Annotated in this window: 17 protein-coding genes; 6 read left to right on the top strand and 11 right to left on the bottom strand. The window is 42.1% G+C overall.

Annotated elements, in window-relative coordinates; genetic code table 11:
- Positions 1-41 precede the first annotated feature (41 nt).
- On the top strand, positions 42-3233 hold the full coding sequence (locus ACFVS2_RS31470; protein ID WP_390240440.1) for a hypothetical protein: 3192 nt from the start codon (positions 42-44) through the stop codon (positions 3231-3233).
- Positions 3234-3264: 31 nt separating this feature from the next.
- Here the strand turns inward: ACFVS2_RS31470 and ACFVS2_RS31465 are convergent, their stop codons facing one another.
- From ACFVS2_RS31465 to ACFVS2_RS31455, 3 genes are all read right to left on the bottom strand, one after another.
- A complete protein-coding gene (locus ACFVS2_RS31465; RefSeq protein ID WP_390240414.1) occupies positions 3265-3657 on the bottom strand; it encodes a VOC family protein in 393 nt (130 codons plus the stop codon).
- A 487-nt stretch (positions 3658-4144) separates the two neighbouring features.
- Positions 4145-4324 (bottom strand): hypothetical protein, encoded by a 180-nt coding sequence (locus ACFVS2_RS31460; protein ID WP_048035417.1) that lies wholly within the window; start codon positions 4322-4324, stop codon positions 4145-4147.
- 16 nt (positions 4325-4340) lie between these two features.
- Entirely contained in the window at positions 4341-5594 is a 1254-nt protein-coding gene (locus tag ACFVS2_RS31455; protein ID WP_390240412.1) for a helix-turn-helix domain-containing protein, read from the bottom strand.
- Between the two features lie 346 nt (positions 5595-5940).
- Here ACFVS2_RS31455 and ACFVS2_RS31450 point away from each other — a divergent pair, with 346 nt between their 5' ends.
- Together ACFVS2_RS31450 and ACFVS2_RS31445 are read left to right on the top strand one after the other, a co-directional pair.
- Positions 5941-6636, top strand: a complete 696-nt coding sequence (locus ACFVS2_RS31450) for a hypothetical protein (RefSeq protein ID WP_390240410.1) — start codon at positions 5941-5943, stop codon at positions 6634-6636.
- A gap of 38 nt (positions 6637-6674) precedes the next feature.
- Entirely contained in the window at positions 6675-6857 is a 183-nt protein-coding gene (locus ACFVS2_RS31445) for a PspC domain-containing protein (RefSeq protein WP_390240408.1), read from the top strand.
- Positions 6858-7034: 177 nt separating this feature from the next.
- Here the strand turns inward: ACFVS2_RS31445 and ACFVS2_RS31440 are convergent, their stop codons facing one another.
- From ACFVS2_RS31440 to ACFVS2_RS31430, 3 genes are all read right to left on the bottom strand, one after another.
- Positions 7035-7922: a TIGR01777 family oxidoreductase gene (locus tag ACFVS2_RS31440; RefSeq protein WP_390240406.1), complete on the bottom strand. Its 888-nt coding sequence runs from the start codon at positions 7920-7922 to the stop codon at positions 7035-7037.
- 85 nt (positions 7923-8007) lie between these two features.
- Positions 8008-8646 carry a GNAT family N-acetyltransferase gene (locus ACFVS2_RS31435; protein WP_390240404.1) on the bottom strand — a complete coding sequence of 213 codons (639 nt, stop codon included), beginning with the start codon at positions 8644-8646 and terminating at the stop codon, positions 8008-8010.
- Positions 8643-9212 carry a hypothetical protein gene (locus tag ACFVS2_RS31430; RefSeq protein WP_173620407.1) on the bottom strand — a complete coding sequence of 190 codons (570 nt, stop codon included), beginning with the start codon at positions 9210-9212 and terminating at the stop codon, positions 8643-8645. The genes ACFVS2_RS31435 and ACFVS2_RS31430 overlap by 4 nt, the downstream gene beginning before the upstream one ends.
- Before the next feature lie 157 nt (positions 9213-9369).
- Between ACFVS2_RS31430 and ACFVS2_RS31425 the strand changes: the two genes are divergently transcribed.
- Entirely contained in the window at positions 9370-9975 is a 606-nt protein-coding gene (locus tag ACFVS2_RS31425; protein WP_390240402.1) for a TetR/AcrR family transcriptional regulator, read from the top strand.
- A gap of 74 nt (positions 9976-10049) precedes the next feature.
- Here the strand turns inward: ACFVS2_RS31425 and ACFVS2_RS31420 are convergent, their stop codons facing one another.
- From ACFVS2_RS31420 to ACFVS2_RS31400, 5 genes are all read right to left on the bottom strand, one after another.
- On the bottom strand, positions 10050-10694 hold the full coding sequence (locus ACFVS2_RS31420; RefSeq protein ID WP_007720277.1) for a hydrolase: 645 nt from the start codon (positions 10692-10694) through the stop codon (positions 10050-10052).
- Between the two features lie 62 nt (positions 10695-10756).
- Complete coding sequence (locus ACFVS2_RS31415; RefSeq protein ID WP_390240399.1) at positions 10757-11323, bottom strand: NADPH-dependent FMN reductase; 567 nt, start codon at positions 11321-11323, stop codon at positions 10757-10759.
- A gap of 19 nt (positions 11324-11342) precedes the next feature.
- Positions 11343-12401, bottom strand: coding sequence for an LLM class flavin-dependent oxidoreductase (locus tag ACFVS2_RS31410; RefSeq protein ID WP_390240397.1), 1059 nt, complete (start codon positions 12399-12401; stop codon positions 11343-11345).
- A 15-nt stretch (positions 12402-12416) separates the two neighbouring features.
- Positions 12417-13358, bottom strand: coding sequence for a ring-cleaving dioxygenase (locus ACFVS2_RS31405; protein WP_390240395.1), 942 nt, complete (start codon positions 13356-13358; stop codon positions 12417-12419).
- Positions 13359-13409: 51 nt separating this feature from the next.
- Positions 13410-13853 (bottom strand): MarR family winged helix-turn-helix transcriptional regulator, encoded by a 444-nt coding sequence (locus ACFVS2_RS31400; RefSeq protein WP_390240393.1) that lies wholly within the window; start codon positions 13851-13853, stop codon positions 13410-13412.
- A 270-nt stretch (positions 13854-14123) separates the two neighbouring features.
- On the opposite strand from ACFVS2_RS31400, the gene ACFVS2_RS31395 reads away from it, so the two are divergent.
- Complete coding sequence (locus ACFVS2_RS31395; protein ID WP_390240391.1) at positions 14124-15095, top strand: YpjP family protein; 972 nt, start codon at positions 14124-14126, stop codon at positions 15093-15095.
- Between the two features lie 39 nt (positions 15096-15134).
- A complete protein-coding gene (locus ACFVS2_RS31390; protein WP_390240390.1) occupies positions 15135-15623 on the top strand; it encodes a hypothetical protein in 489 nt (162 codons plus the stop codon).
- Positions 15624-15684 lie beyond the last annotated feature (61 nt).

Raw genomic sequence — 15684 nt, 5'->3', positions numbered from 1 at the left:
AGACAGCAAGTGAGAATTCACTCGTGGTCAGGAGGAAGTTCATGTTCACTCGGCAACCCACTCCAATAGACAGCCAACAACCCCATGCGAATCAACCTGAGGAGATAGGAAAAATCAATACCTCGTCAATCATACCCTTATTGTCCAAACAGTCTCGAACCAGTCAACGATCGATTCTACAATTGCAAAGCGCATACGGCAATCAGGCTGTCCTACAACTAATGCGTACTGGCAATGCGAAAGGTTCAGGAAAAAAGAGGCAACTCGATGAAAAAAAAGAATCCGATTCCATTCAAATTGAAGAAAATGCAAGCCGAGTCAAAAAGAAGGTCAAACCGAATAATCCGGTGGAAGATCAGGATATAGAGAAACTGGAATCTATTGAAGGCATGGATGATTCGGAGGAGGATGTTGTCAAGACAACTACAGGCAATCTCCAAACGGTTGGAATGTCGGGAGCAGAGGACGAGGAGAAAATTCATTACGACGAGTTTATTCAAAAGATAGTGCAGTTAGATGAATACGTGCATGTACTCATCAACGGCGGTCTGGATAAAGAAGATTTGCAATCTTCTCTGGAAATCGCATCAGAGCTGCGAACCTATATTTTGACTACTCTCAATGGCTCTTCCAAGCTGAAGGATGCGAAAAACTACCGGAACTATCAGGGCGTGTACGGCATTATCGATGATTACAATCCGATGTTGCTAAAAGCTTCTCTCGTTTTAATGCAGGCAGAAGAAAAACTGAAAGATATGGAGGAGGGCGATGTTTCACAGCCGCTTGACGAACCCGATGACAAGGAAATGAGTGAGAAGGCAAGTGCAGGGCAAAGCATCATCAAAATTTGGAAAAAGCATCATGCCTACGCCAACATTCGAGAAGGTGCCAAATGGAAATCGGCGAAGCTCAAAGACGAGTTGGCGGCATACCGTAGAAAAACGTTGATAAAAATGAAGGCCTTGCGAGCGTATGACGATTTGGTGGAGACATATAGCAGTTTTACATGGATGGATTATAAGGTTGTCGAGCCGTATTTGGAGCAAGAGCTTGGGATTCCTAATCCCCGTTCACGTGGGTTTAACATCGACACGAAGGAGAAATGGGAGGAGTATGAGCTCTTATTGCAGGACGCTTTGAGCAAAGTAAGTGATGATCCTGACGATATAGCCGAACAGCTCGACAAATATGCCGGGGAAAAGCATTACCTCTATCCAAATGATCCGTACTTTACACACCCCAAAAAGAAAGATAAGGACAAAGCAAATCCGATCAAGCTACTTTCGGAGCGCAATATCCACAAGCTGCATGAGCAACTCATCGACAATGCACAGATGCATTTTGAAACGAATCCAGAAGAACTGGAGACGTATTTCAATAGAGGCGTGGGCTGTTTAATGGCAGACGAGAAGGAACTATTCTTGGCCGTCTACGGGTTGCCGTTTACCGTTAAGCACGCTACGCCAAACTTCCATCCCATAGCAAATGACGGCAGCTTGGACTCTTTTGCCGAATACTCAAAGAAAAATCCTAATTGGAAGTCGGAATTCAGCACCCCAGGGAATGTGAAAAAGCTCGGTAATCACGGATTTGTTTTTTTTCGTGTAGACGTTGGCGACGAAAAAATTGAAACACGTTACGGCGGAACGCAAATTTCCAGTGATATGTCGCTTATTGAGTATGATGGATGGGTATCGATGTTCGATCAGCTCAAGCCACTGTCCTCTAATACAATGATTAGCTACTATGACCACAAGGGTGCGCTTATTCGGCAAGCTGAGATACCGAGTAAAGGCAATACAAACCAATACAAGCAAAATTATAAGTACGGATATATTCCACAGACTGGGAAAAAACCTAAAGCAACATTCTCCAAGACGAACTTGAAGGCAAAAGGTTCAGAGCGATACGAGGATGTGGACAGAGAGACCAATTTCATGGATTACGTGTTTTACGGACCAGAGATTCGGGAAGGCATTGCGCTCTCGCTTATACATGAGCTTCGGTATTTTGAAAGAAGCAGTTACCGTGATCACCTTCTTGAAGCATTCCGTAACAAAAAAGGTGAGGAACGTGTTCACTTTCTTAAGAAACTGATCGGCAAATTATTTCGGCCGGAAGGGAAGTATCCTGTCGCATTGCGGTTTAATGAACACCCGATTTCTGACATGAGGGTGCTTAACCCGGACGGAGACAAGAGATGGAATCCCGATGGTACAGCGAATTCACCAATCATGCAGCAAATCAAAATCATCCAGCGTAAAAAGTTCCTCGATGAAGCGATGCCATTGGCCCGCAAAAATACCGCTGCTTACGCCGAACATATTAATAATAACAAGAATAAGCTCGAGGAAGCTGAAAAGACCAAAGTAAAGAGTGATAAAGTAAAGCGTGATATCGAGATTTATCGCTCCAGAGTTTCGGATTACGAGCAAAAGTGGAAAATAAAACATGCACTTTGGAAGCAGTATGAGAAGGACTTAAAAGAAGTGAACGAACAAATGGAACAGCTCAAAAAATCTGGGTCCCCTTATGTTGCCGCAGATAAGCGATTTGTCCACGTTACGGGGGCCATGGATCAGGAGCTTAAATTGGAAGATGAGTTTTTATTCGAGAGTGAACAGGTACCGGAAGAAAAGGAAGTAGCCATGGACTTAGAAATTCAGCCACCAGTCCGTGTTGAGGGAACTCGCAACCAATTTAAACGAGTAGCGGAAAGCTCGGCTTGCTCCGCTCATTCACTCATGGCGATTACCGCCATCTTGAAGGAAGGTCGGATGCTATCCACTGAGGAAATCGATCAAGTACTGAATAGCGGTGCAGAGTTGTACAAAGAAACAATCAGAGGCAGCGAAGGCAAACTACACAAAGGAAGCTATTTGAATCCATACGAAGCGCATCACGTACAGATTAGAGATCAGATTGAAATCGCTTTTCTCGAAAATCGGACTTTGAAGGCAACGGAATTTGCTACTTTCTTTGAAAATATCCTCTCAAACTCCGACGCTCCTAAAATTGGATACGCCATTGTCATCGGCAGTTATACGATTGCGGTTGTGAAGATTAATCAATCATATATCGTTTTCGATTCACACGGATATGGCAATATCGGCAATGCATTCAACGTCAGTTTCGCTGATCAGAAAAATCTGCTCGCATTCTTGAATAGAATGGTCACGAAACGGACGAGAGGGGATATTAGCATAAGTGCTTTTCAGTATGTTGGGGAGTGAATTATTTTTGGGAAAATAAAAAAGAGACCGTTCAAACATAAACGGTCTCTCCTTGTACTTCACTCACGAAGGCATGCGTATTGTCTTCCGTATCTTTGAAAAACGTCATCCACGTTTCCGTTTGCCCCATTTTGGCTACGAGATGTGGCTCGTCGATAAACGTAACGTCCCTCTTTTTATATTCTTCAAAAGCGGTTTGAATGTCATCCACTTGAAAGTAAAGGACGGAGCTGGCATGTGCAAATTGCTCTTTTTCCGGCAGGCTCAGCATGAGGCGAAGTCCGTTACATTCAAAGAAAGCCATATTGCCTGTCTGAAACAAAAGAGGGAGCCCGAGCTGCTCTTTGTAGAAATGGACGGCCTTTTCTAGGTTTTTGACAGGGATGCCGATTTGCCCTACTTTTTGAATCAGGTTCGTTTTCATGATAAAATCCCCCATTTGTTCGCGTTTCCTTATCAGCATAAACGAATCCAATGATTATTTCTTATCCAAAATCACTTTTTTTCTGAATGACAGAGGAGAAATGCCGCCCCCTCGAAGTGCTCCCTGAACTGCCTAGAGGGGCTTTTCAGGGCTTTCTAGGTTCTTCCGTCTCTTGCGCCCGGCTAGGCCCTCTGGTTATCGGGTGATTCCCCGACCCCCGGCGCTGTGCGGCAAAGTCGCATAGCGTAACGCCAAAAAAACTGCTTCCTACCGGGAAAGGATTAATCGTGATGATTTCTATCCCCAAAAACAGCAAAAAACGCCCGACTTTGAGGATTCGGACGTTTCTGTCTATTGATTGTTTACTGTTCGGGATACGAACTGGAACTATCTAAACGAAGTACGAAACGATATTAGCGGACCACAATAAAAAACGGTGAGGCTACCATACCTCACCGGGCAAACAAGTATAGATAGGCCGCACACTTTAATAACCAGGGTCTGGAACTCTTTGGGGAGAGTTAGACTTTTCCTTACTAATTCCATAAGGAACATCAACTGCTAAAAGAGAATCATTATTGCTGTTTTTATACGGAACATCAATTGCTAGAAAAGAACCAAGCACCATTGATAATGCTACTAGCAGGAAAGACGCCTTCTTTTTCATGTAATCACCATCTCTCTCAATTTTTTCTAATAATTACATTATATAGGCTGTCGAGTTCCTGTAACACCTCTAAATTCAACATTTTTCCGTGAACTACATGAGAACGAATAATTAGTGATGTATTTTCGATAATCTCGCTATGAGCACCAATTTCACCGTAATATTGAATACTCTTCTGTAAACACTCTATTCCCGCATCAAACATGCCTTGCTCGATCAAGAATTTCCCTTTTAAGCTGTAGTAGAGTCCTACTTGATCGAACATATATGGTGTTTCGATCTTAGCGGGTAAAATAGCGGCTTCTTGATGAAAAATATTTCGTGCTGCGTTAGCATCCTCCATTTTAAGAAAAATGTTCAGTAAGTCGTTTGCAATGGGAATTCGTGCATCTGGTTTTGAGCGTTCCAAGCACTTCTCAAATAACGGAATTGCCTTTCTATAGTCTTCGGTTTTGGAATAAATAATGGCCCGTAGATATTCGGCATTTTCTTGTACATATGGATAATCGAATTTTTCATATTCCTTCAGATAAACGCTAGCAAGTATGTAATCTTCTAAAAACAAATAGGAATTGCAAGTTGCCAAAGTTGCTGCTGCTTGTAACTCACTCACTTCCTGATTTTTGGACAATCCCTTTCGACAAAATTCAATACATTCACTGTACAGTTTCAAACTAAACGCTTGTAATCCCAGTCGGTAGAGAGTAATTACCTGATCATTTTCATGGAGGTAATGCAAGTAGTGCACTACCTCTTTTCCTTCGTTGTAGGACTGTTCTCGTCGAGCTAAGTCTTTACGCTTAATCAAATATTTTTGGAAAAGCGCGCGGGCAAGATAAACAGGAGTTCCATGCTCACGAGCGTATTTCAAAATCGTATCGTAAAGCAGCACTTGAATTTTTACATCTTTCACTAGACCGGCATATTGGTAAAGGTGGTCTAATGTCTGAAATGTATCCATTCTGGTACACTCTAATATTTTTTCGGATATTTTCTGAATTAATCTGTGATGCTTATGAGTGATAGCCTTGTCCAGCAAGAGGTTCAGCATTTCAGGGTTTCTTACATAGTTAACACAACCGCCTATTATCTGGTCGAAGGGTATCCCCAGAACCTCAGCTAGTGTAAGGAGATGGCGTGGATTCGGTCTCTGAACGCCGTTATTTTCGATCTTACTGATGGTAGCATGAGAGAGAGTAGTCTTCTCCGATAATTCAGTTAAAGTCAAATTCGCACGACCTCTGTATTCTTTTACAAGATCACCAATCACCCGTAACACCTTCCTACTTTATCCATTTATGGTGAATTATAACTTGGTTTTACATTTTTACACTAAATTTTATAAAAAGGAAAAATTTTTTCGAGAAATATCTCTTTTATCAAAAAAAGTGAAAAGAGGTTTTTTGGGGGATGCATGTTACTGTAAGGGTGCAAAAAGTTTGTTAATAAGAATAAGGAGGGATTATATAGCTATAAAAAAGCTACCGCAGGTCTTTAGCAAAGCCGTAACTTTGGATTACCTGAAAGCATGGGTGGCAAGTGGGGAGTATCTTCAACGGATTTAAAGGATAATTAGTTAAATTTGTAGAATTTATCCAGAAGGGGTAGTGATTAATTTGAAAAAATTAGTTTCAGTTATGTCGATTTTTGCGTTAACGTTAGGTATTTTTTCTCAAAGCATTTTTGCAGAAGAAACTAGAAGTGTTTCTAAGATTAGTCAAGCTCATGTTGCAGAATTAAAACATAGTTTTAATGAATTGGGTATAGACCAAAAAACACAGAATACTTTAATAAAGAAATTAGAAAACGGGCAAATGTTGGATTCTATGAAAGAGGAGAATATCCAAAAGACTATTAAAAAACTAAATAGGTCTTTTAATATTGAGAAAGGTTTAAATCAGTCTGAAGTAGTTACTTTTGCTGATGGTTCTAAAATAAAGTATGGAGTTAGACCAGTAAATTCAGGGATAAAGTCGGTTTCTCCTGGGAGTTACACAGTTGAGTCTTACTGGGCTACAGGAACTGTCAATTATTCTTACTACAATGATTATACTATTGTAAAAGGTAAAGATAATGATTTTATATCAAAAGCTTATAATCCGACTGTTGCCGTAATTGGAGGAACTTTTACTACTCCTACTGTGACTATACACAGAGCAAAAGAAACTAGTTCGAAATATGCTTATAGTCAAATGGATTTTACTTATACATTTAGTCTACCTCTACCACCTGTATCAGCTACGGCGAAACTTTATTTTAATGTAGGAAACGATGATTATGACACTACACTTAGTTTATCTGACACCAAATAATTAATGAATATTCAAATTAAATGTTAGGAGATTTATTAATGAAGAGACAGTTGAAAAGATCTTCTACTGACAAATCTATTCTAGGTGTTTGTGGTGGTATTGCAGATTTTTTTGGTATCTCTTCATTGATTGTGAGACTTATTTTTATTGTTTTGATCCCTGTTTTAGGTGTTGTGTATATAGTTTTAGGGAATGTTCTCGAAGAAGATAGACGATTATAAAGGTCGTATTTAGCATTGTGATTTAAAATTTATTGGTAAGCCGGTGTTTATCCAAGTAAGGGTATCACCGGCTATTTTCTAGTCCACCCCCTTGGTGGTTTTTTTTGCGTTTATGCTGCTTAAACATTTTGCTAAAGGAAACGGGGTTACTGAATCCAAGCTCAAAGGCAATGTCGGTCATTTCAAGATATCCTGCAACGTCTTATCAATATGGGCAAAGCGAAACGGGTACCCTTCACGCTCAAGCCTTTCTGGAATGACCCAGCGACTTTTCAAGACCAGCTCTGTTTCTGTTCCGATCAGGATCGCTCCCATTTCCAGCATCCATTTGGGAGAAGGCAGTCCGAAGCTTCGATTCATCACGTTGCGAAAATGCTGCATGAATTCACGGTTTGTAACGGGATATGGAGAAGAACAATTGAATACGCCGCTTAAGTCTGTTCGCTCTTTCAAAAAGAGAATGATCTGGAAGATATCATCGACATGAATCCAGCTAAAACGCTGATTGCCAGACCCTTGTACACCCCCGAGTCCAAAACGAACGAGATTTTTGTATGGATCGATAACCCCGCCGTTTTCCCCCAGCACGATTGCCATGCGTAAGGCAACTTGTCTGGTATGCGGCAAGTCAAAGGAAAAGAAGGCTGCTTCCCATTGCTTGGCGACATCAACGGAAAACCCTGTTCCAATCTCCCCCCCTGCTTCTGTCATGGGACGATCCTCCGCATGCCTATAGATGGTGGCTGTGCTGGAATTGAGCCAGAGCGAAGGTGGGTTTTTGCAAGCCAAAACAGCATTGCCGAGTATGTGAGTGGTCTCTGTCCGAGATTTCAGGATTTCTTCCTTGTTCTTATCATGGTAACGACAGTTGACGGATTTGCCCGCCAGGTTGATGAGCAGCTCGGAATCTTCCAAAGCTTCCACGATTTTTGCGTGATTGTCCCATGTTATATGAGGGGAAGTTCTTGCGATGATCATTACTTCGTAGCCAAGTTGATTGAATTTGTCTGCTAGATATTTGCCGATAAAGCCAGTGCCGCCGGCCAGGATGACTTTCTTTTTCATAAGATCAACTCGCTTCCTTCGCTGTGCGAATTTCTTACAATAATTGTAACATAATGCGAAGTGGCGGCAGCATGTATCCGTCATTCTAGCAATTTTTTTGATAGACCATACAATACACAGGTACATCATCGATTTTGGTTTGTTCTCGTAACGTAAATCCGAGTTTTTGATACAAACCCACATTCTCTTCCTTTTCCGTATCCAGCGCGACCCCCTGCGATTCGTGGTCATCCTTTATGGTTTGAAACAGGTGTTGCATCAGGGCTTTGCCGACTCCCCTACCTTGAGCCTCCGGTTTTACACCAATCATAATGAGGTAGTGATGCTTCCATGGAGGAGCGGCAGAACGTGTGATGCGCATATAAGAATTAAGGAGTATCAGCGTTTTTCCAGACAGTTGAAAAACTAACGGAATCAATCTACCGATTAACAGGAGCCCCCCTTTCCTATTCGAATGCTTGCTTGTTTGCGGCTGCTCGACGACGTAAGTGCCTAGCAAGCTGTCTTCGTCAAAAATGCCCCAAACTTCCTCATGAAACAGAAAGCTCTTATCAAACAGAAAGGACAGAAAAGCTGTTACACCTTTTCTTGCTGTATGATCGAGCTCTGAATCCCCAAATACGTGCAGAAAGAAAGGATCACGCGAAAATGCCCTGCTCATGAGTGATACGAATGCGGGTTTATCCGACTTTGTGAGTTTGGATATGCGGTAGGAAGTTTTCATTTTTTTGTACCTGTGTCGTCGATTACTTTCCCATAATGATTGACAGCAAAGCTAAACAACACTTTTACCATAAAGAATAAGCAGGTGATCAACAGAAACGGATGCATACCCGATAGCAATGGTATCCAGCCAAGGCCAACAGACAGGAGAATACCTGCGACAAACAGCTGCGAACGATGCCCAAAAAGAGCATTTACAACAAAAGCTCCTGCAATCGTATAAGCCCATACCCCTATGGAATACGCGAGGCTTTGCTGTAAGAGAAAGGCAACCAGGATGATATGGACGTGAATGGCGATGAAGACGAGGCGATTTTTTTTACGTGCGGCATAAAAGTTGCTGGTTGAGATCGTAAAATTCGCTAGGCAGCCAGAAAATATATCGAATACAAGCAACAATGCCAGCGTGCTGCGCCAAATGGGCAAGCTCTCCGTGAGTTCAGGGAATCGCAAATAGAGAGCAGTGGTTAGGACTCCGCCGAACAGCAGGATAGCTGCGATCGAGCCAATGCTCTGCTTTTCACCGAAGACGTCATGTAAAAAAGCGGGAATCCGTATTTGTTTCATGATAAATTCACTCCTATCCCTCAAAGATATGTAGTAAATATACCTGTTTACTACAAAACAATTATAACTAGCGAAGTCAGTCCATTTCAATAATTTTGTAGTCAATTCATTGAATTACTCTAAAACCTGAGCTACACTACAGAAAGAGGTGGAGAAGATGAACGGATTCGAACGACGAAAACAGAACAAAATCGATCAAATATACAGCGCCGCCTTTCCATTGTTCTCCAAGCATGGCTTTCAAAAAGTCAGCGTAAATGAAATTGCGCAGAACGCGAAGGTTTCTCCGGCGACTATTTATAACTACTTTGGGACAAAAGAACAGCTCTACGCGGACATGCTAATGAACTGGATGGACATGCAGTTGGAGCAGTATGAGAGGATTCTCGATTCGGGGAGTTCTTTTCCTGAAAAGACAAAGGACATCATGCTGTTGGAAGCCAAGAATTTGCATACCCTCACGGACGAGTTTCAGAACGCCCCCTTTTCTGAACTAAGCGGTTTGCTGCAACAAATAGAAAGCGAATACGAGCAAAAAATCAGGCATTTTTTTACGAAGTTTGTCGCGCTTGGGAAGCAAGAAGGTTATATTCAGCGTGATCTGACAGAAGAAATGATGATGATGTACTTCACGATGTACAAAAATGAGCTGGGACGGCATTGGGAAGCATCGAATCGTGAGCGAGTAACAGTGAGTATGGAGCAATGGGTGGATATGTTTTTCTTTGGTCTGGTTGGGCAGAAGCAGAAGATGGGAAAATAAAAAAGACGCAGACCTTCTTTCCTTGTGAGAAGAAGATCCGCGTCTTTTATTTATGATGGTTGTTGGACGGCAGGTTACTTAGCTGCCTGGCCTTCTTTAAACGCTCTTTGGAAGCTTTCGATCAGCAGTCCGTAGTTTGGCATTACTTCCGCATAGATTTCTGCGAACTCTAGGGCATCTGGGCGGTTCCAAGTTTTTTGCAGTTCGGACATGACAGCGAGTGTATCAATAGGAACTGCTCCTGCTTGCACTACGCGAGCCAGTGTAATATCTGTCGCCATCTTGCTCCAGTTACCCGATGCGTCAATAACTGTGAAGACTTTGTAGCCTTCTGCCAGTGCAGACAAGGTAGGGAATGCCATGCAAACGCTGGTGAGTGTACCGGCAATAATCAGGGTCTTCTTGCCAGTTGCTTCAACCGCTTTTACAAAATTAGGGTTATCCCAAGCATTGATCTCACCGTTACGCGGTACATACACGTTATTTGGCAGGATTTCAGCGATTTCTGGAATCAATGGGCCATTCGGGCCAGTTGGTACAGAGTCAGTTGTGAGTGTCGGGATATTCAGCAGCTTTGCCACTTTTGCAAGGGCGATCACGTTTCGGCGGAGTGTTGGCACATCCATGTCCCCTACTGTTTGGAACAAACCGCTTTGGTGGTCGATCAACAACAGCGCTGCATCGTTTACGTCAATTACATTGTGGTTTTTCGTTGTCATGGATAATTCCTCCTGAATATCTTTGTATTTAGTTTCTTTAATTTGAGATAAAATTGATTCGATTAAAAATCGTACTCCGCATCTTTTTGCTCCCGAATCTGTGCATAGGCATCGACGAGCAGCACCGTATCCTCAACGAGACGCTCCAGGCGGAAGTGAATATCGTCATTGATGATTTCTTTGCGATTGAAGTCCTTCTCTTCGATAAAGACATAAGTGGGGACGATATGCGCCTTCATATAAGAGAGGATCGGCTTCAACTGTTGTTCCGCCATGAGATAGTGCTTGGATGTTCCTGCTGTGACCAATACGCTGACCACTTTATCCCGGAATGCGTTGACGGGCAACAGGTCAAAAATGTTCTTCAATGTCGCTGGGATGGATGCTTGGAATGTGGGTGTTCCAATGATAAGTGCATCGGCTCCCATGATGGTTTCGGTCACGAACTTGGTGTCGCCTTCGTAATCCGTGTAATTCCGACCATCACTGAAGACGAGATTGTACTCGGCTAGGTCAAGCAACGTAATTTCTGCATCCGGGTATTTTTCCCGGGCCTTCTTGAGTGTCAAATCCATGGCTGTTCTTGTTTTTGAGCCTACGTTAGAGCCTGCAATTCCGACGATTTTCATAGGTGCCACTCCTTTTTTGTTACGATTTGGTGGTATGCTTTTTCACTTCTGGCAAAATTTTCGTTGCGATCAGTTCAATGTTTTTCGCGATTTTATCAAAAGGTACGCCGCCAAAATCGATTTGTGCCATGAAGCGTTGTTGTCCGTACATTTCGTATTGGTAAAGCATTTTTTCGATAATGACGTCAGGGCTGCCTACCATTAATGCATCACGATAATCGACTGATTGTGCAAACTGTTGCTTCGGATAGCCACTGCCACGCAATGCGATAAAACCACCGTTCAGATGCGGATAGTACTCACGAAGAACATCCGAAGTTTTGTCGGCTGTATAAAACAAACTCGTTGTCGCTACTGGTAAGGTCGCTGGGTCAAAACCATTTTGCTTCGCCGCCTCCCGGTAAGCATCGACGGAACCTTTGAAGTTAATGGCTGGACCTCCAAGTGTGGTTAGCATCATAGGCACACCAGCTTGACCAGCTTTAATCGCACTTGCAGGTGGTCCCCCTACTGCACGCCAGATGGGCAGACGTCCTTGTATAGGCTGCGGGAGGATCGTAGCGTTTTGTAGCGGTGCACGGAACTGCCCTTCCCACGTAACCCGATCCTCGTTATTTAGCTTGAGAAGAAGCTCCATTTTCTCTTCAAACAATTCTTCATAGTCGCGCACATCGTAGCCGAGGAGACTATATGCTCCTACTCGGGAACCGCGTCCGGCAACAATTTCTGCCCGACCATTGGAGATCAGATCCAAGGTAGCGAAATCCTCATACACGCGGACCGGATCAGATGTGCTCAATACAGTGGCGGAGCTAGCGATTTTAATGTTTTTCGTAGCTTGTGCGATCGCACCCAGAATGACGGTATGCGCTTGTGTCGTAAAATGCGTCTGGTGGCTTTCGCCGACAGCGAATACATCAAGTCCTGCTTCATCTGCCAGCTTGCTTGCCTCGATTAATTCCTTGATGCGCTGTTCAGAAGAAATCTTGGAGCCTGTATGTGGATTCGGGACATGATCGCCAATCGAATATAAACCGAATTCAAGCCCCTTTTTGGTGTCGATACGATATTGTTCCATGTGGATTCACTCCTTTTAATCTATAGGTGTCAATTTCGCTTCAATTTCTGCACGGCGTTCTTCGAGGAATGGAGGTAAGTCCAAAGCTTTTCCGAGCTCCGCAACGGTTGAATCTGCTGTGAAGCCAGGACCGTCTGTTGCAATTTCGAACAAAATGCCGTTTGACTCACGGAAATACAAGCTTTTGAAGTAGAAGCGATCCACGATCCCTGTTGAGCGGAAACCGCGTTTTCGAACGGCGTCATCCCAGTATTGCAGCTCTTCATCGTTTTTCACGCGAATCGCCAAGTGATGAACACTTCCTCGACCCGGTTTTTCAGGGGTCCCCTCTTCCTGCTTGATGACAATTTCACCGAAGGATTTACCAGCGACGGATTGATAAATGGCTTCTTGCTCTGTGCGTGATACTTCGGTATAACCGAATGTGTCTGTCAACAGACTGGCAATTTTGTCCAAGGAGCGGACGGTAATCTCAACCGTGCCGATTCCCAAGATGCGATGCTTTTCTTCGACAACGGATTCGTCCCATGGAGCCCAATTCGATGGAACTCCTTCGTCGTTGTTATTGATCAGGATCATTCGCAGGCCTTCGGTGTCTTCGAAATGCAAGGCATCGCGGCCAGCGTACTTGGTAATCTCGCCATGGTGAACATTCAGTTGTTCAAAGCGCTTTTTCCAAAAGGCCAAGCTCTCCAGTGACGGAACGAGCAGTCCGATTCGAGTGATGGCGTTCGTGCCGCGTACGGTTTTTCCTACCATCGGCATTTCAAAAAACGACAACTCGGTTCCGGCACTGCCTGTCAAATCTCCGTAAAACAGGTGATACATCGACGGATCGTCTTGGTTGACGGTTTTTTTCACTCTGCGCAGTCCCAATACGTTTTGATAAAAGTGATTATTCGATGGAGCATGTTTGGTTAACATAGATACATGGTGATGGCCTGGAATGGTGTACATGGTAGTCACTCCTTGTTTAACTTGACTAATCAAGTGAATGTCTAAAAAAAATTACTCAGGCGGTAATTCTTTTTTTTGGCTATTTTTATGAACGCGTGTCATTAGGGTGTAAAGCGTTTTTTGTTCTTCTTCACTCAGTACCTCATCGAAGAATGACGACTGAAACGCTAGTTGTTCAGGAAAGGCTTGTTCCAGTACGGCTTCCCCTTTTTCGGTTAGGCTGATCGTTTTCGTTTTCCAATCCTGCTTGCGTATAATGTAGCCCTCTTTTTCAAGTCTGACGAGCATCCGAGAAATACCACCTTGTGTAACGGTTACTTTCTCAGCTAACTCCGACTGGGTGAGAGGCTGGTAGACGCTTATTTGCATCAGGACATCGAATTGAGCTGTTGTTAAATCGAAGCGTTTGAGAAACTCATTTGACAGCTGGTTGCTTTGGGTGGTAAACCGCATCAAGCGTAACCAGATTAATGAGCCTATGGTGTTATTACGCATGTTAGTTTGCCTCCCTTCGCTGAGCTTATTATCACTTTACTACTCAATTGATAAAAAGGCAAGCGTTTTTAATTTTCTTCCACACCCATTTATTCATCCAAGTATAATGTTGTGTCGATTATTTGGTATTTATTTACAATTTCAAATGTGATATTTTGTAATTGTATACAAATTATTTAATTAATTCGAATGAAAGGGTGATCTATTTTCTTGTAATTCATGCATATTCAAACGCTAGCTAAAACTTTAATTGATCTACGGAGGGATAGTATGAAAGCGCTGCTGCTTAAACTAAGACATACCACAGCAATAGTGTTAGCTTTTGCGTTATTATTTAACACAGTATTACTATCAACTGCATCTGCAAATACACAAATTAATAAAATTCCCAAAATAGATAGCGAAGTTTTAAAACAAATAATTAATAGTAAATACTTAGAAGATGCAGGCGTTGAACTTAATTTAAGTGAAGACGAGTTGCGCTACTCAACTGAATTTGTATTTACTCATTTGGAATACATCGTATTTGCTTTACAGGAGGATCAAGAATATAGAGAGTTGTTTATGAATCAATCAACCATAAACGATGATCTAAAGGAAGAGTTAGAATCTGTATTAGAAATAAAGAATGAAGAAAAGAAAAGTGAAAAATTATACTCACTGGTTGATCAGATTAAAGAAGATATCGAAGAAGAGTTTAACGCTAACGAGCTTTCTCCTACAATTTTGCCGAGTATCACCTCAGTTGTATTAAAATATGGTAGTGAAAACATAAATGAACGAAGAAGCGAAACAATTCAATATAGTTCGGGAGATAAGGTAGAAGCCCTCGCTCTTCCGTTACTTTGGCCAGTTGTGGCGCTCGCATTAAAGGGATTTGTAAAATCGAAATTTGGAAAAAAAATCATGCGTGAGATTTGGGATGAATTTGAAGATAGAGTTTGGGATGAAATTAGCAATGCTGCAGAGGCTGTATATGATGAGCATAAAGGAAAGATTGACTATTCTGGTCCCGAAAATTCTAATGGGAGAATAAAACAAGGAGAAGAAGTATTTACTCTTTATGATGATAGAGGAAGCGATATATTTAGGTTTGATATTAGAAAAAGAGAACTACGGGGGAAAACGCATCTAGACTTCCACTACCATAAAAAGACGGATTCTGATCCTGATATGGAAGAACACTATGAGATATATACAATTACTCGGAATGGAACTTTGCCCAAGTGGGGTACAGATTAAAAAGGTAATGCACACTATTTATGAAATAGGGGATCATTTATGGAGAAAAAATCAGGAGTATACTTTGGCAAAGAAATTGCCTTAAACAACTTGAGAGATATCCTATTTCACTATCATACTGAAGAAAATGCAGATTATGAGCTTACCATTGATTGTAAAGAGTTCGATCCAAGAATTGAATTAGATGCTGAAATAATTGGATCTTATGTAAGAAAAGAAGACATAGAAGAATTGAATTTGAAATTAAAAGGGCTACCAGGGAACTTCCGTTGGTGCACATACAAACACTGGCATACGACTGCAGTAATCAATGAAGTAAAATATGAAGCATATGGAAAGGAAACGCTAGATGGTGAACGGTTGCTTATATTAGAAGATTATACGGGAGAGTTGAATGATCTCAGATTAAAAATATGCAATCTTCCTCAGCATTTACAGTGGGTGACATTGAGGGAAAATTTTGATGGAACATATCCAAATATGCAAGAAAATTTTAGATCCTGGATAAACGAGATGTTAAAACTTTAAACTGTTTGTAATGATTGGTGACTACCATCAAGATTTGTTTTGCCATCTATATTGCCTCCTG

Source organism: Brevibacillus sp. NPDC058079, assembly GCF_042885155.1.
In the GTDB taxonomy this organism is placed as follows: domain Bacteria; phylum Bacillota; class Bacilli; order Brevibacillales; family Brevibacillaceae; genus Brevibacillus.
This window is presented reverse-complemented; position numbering and strand designations above follow the sequence as displayed.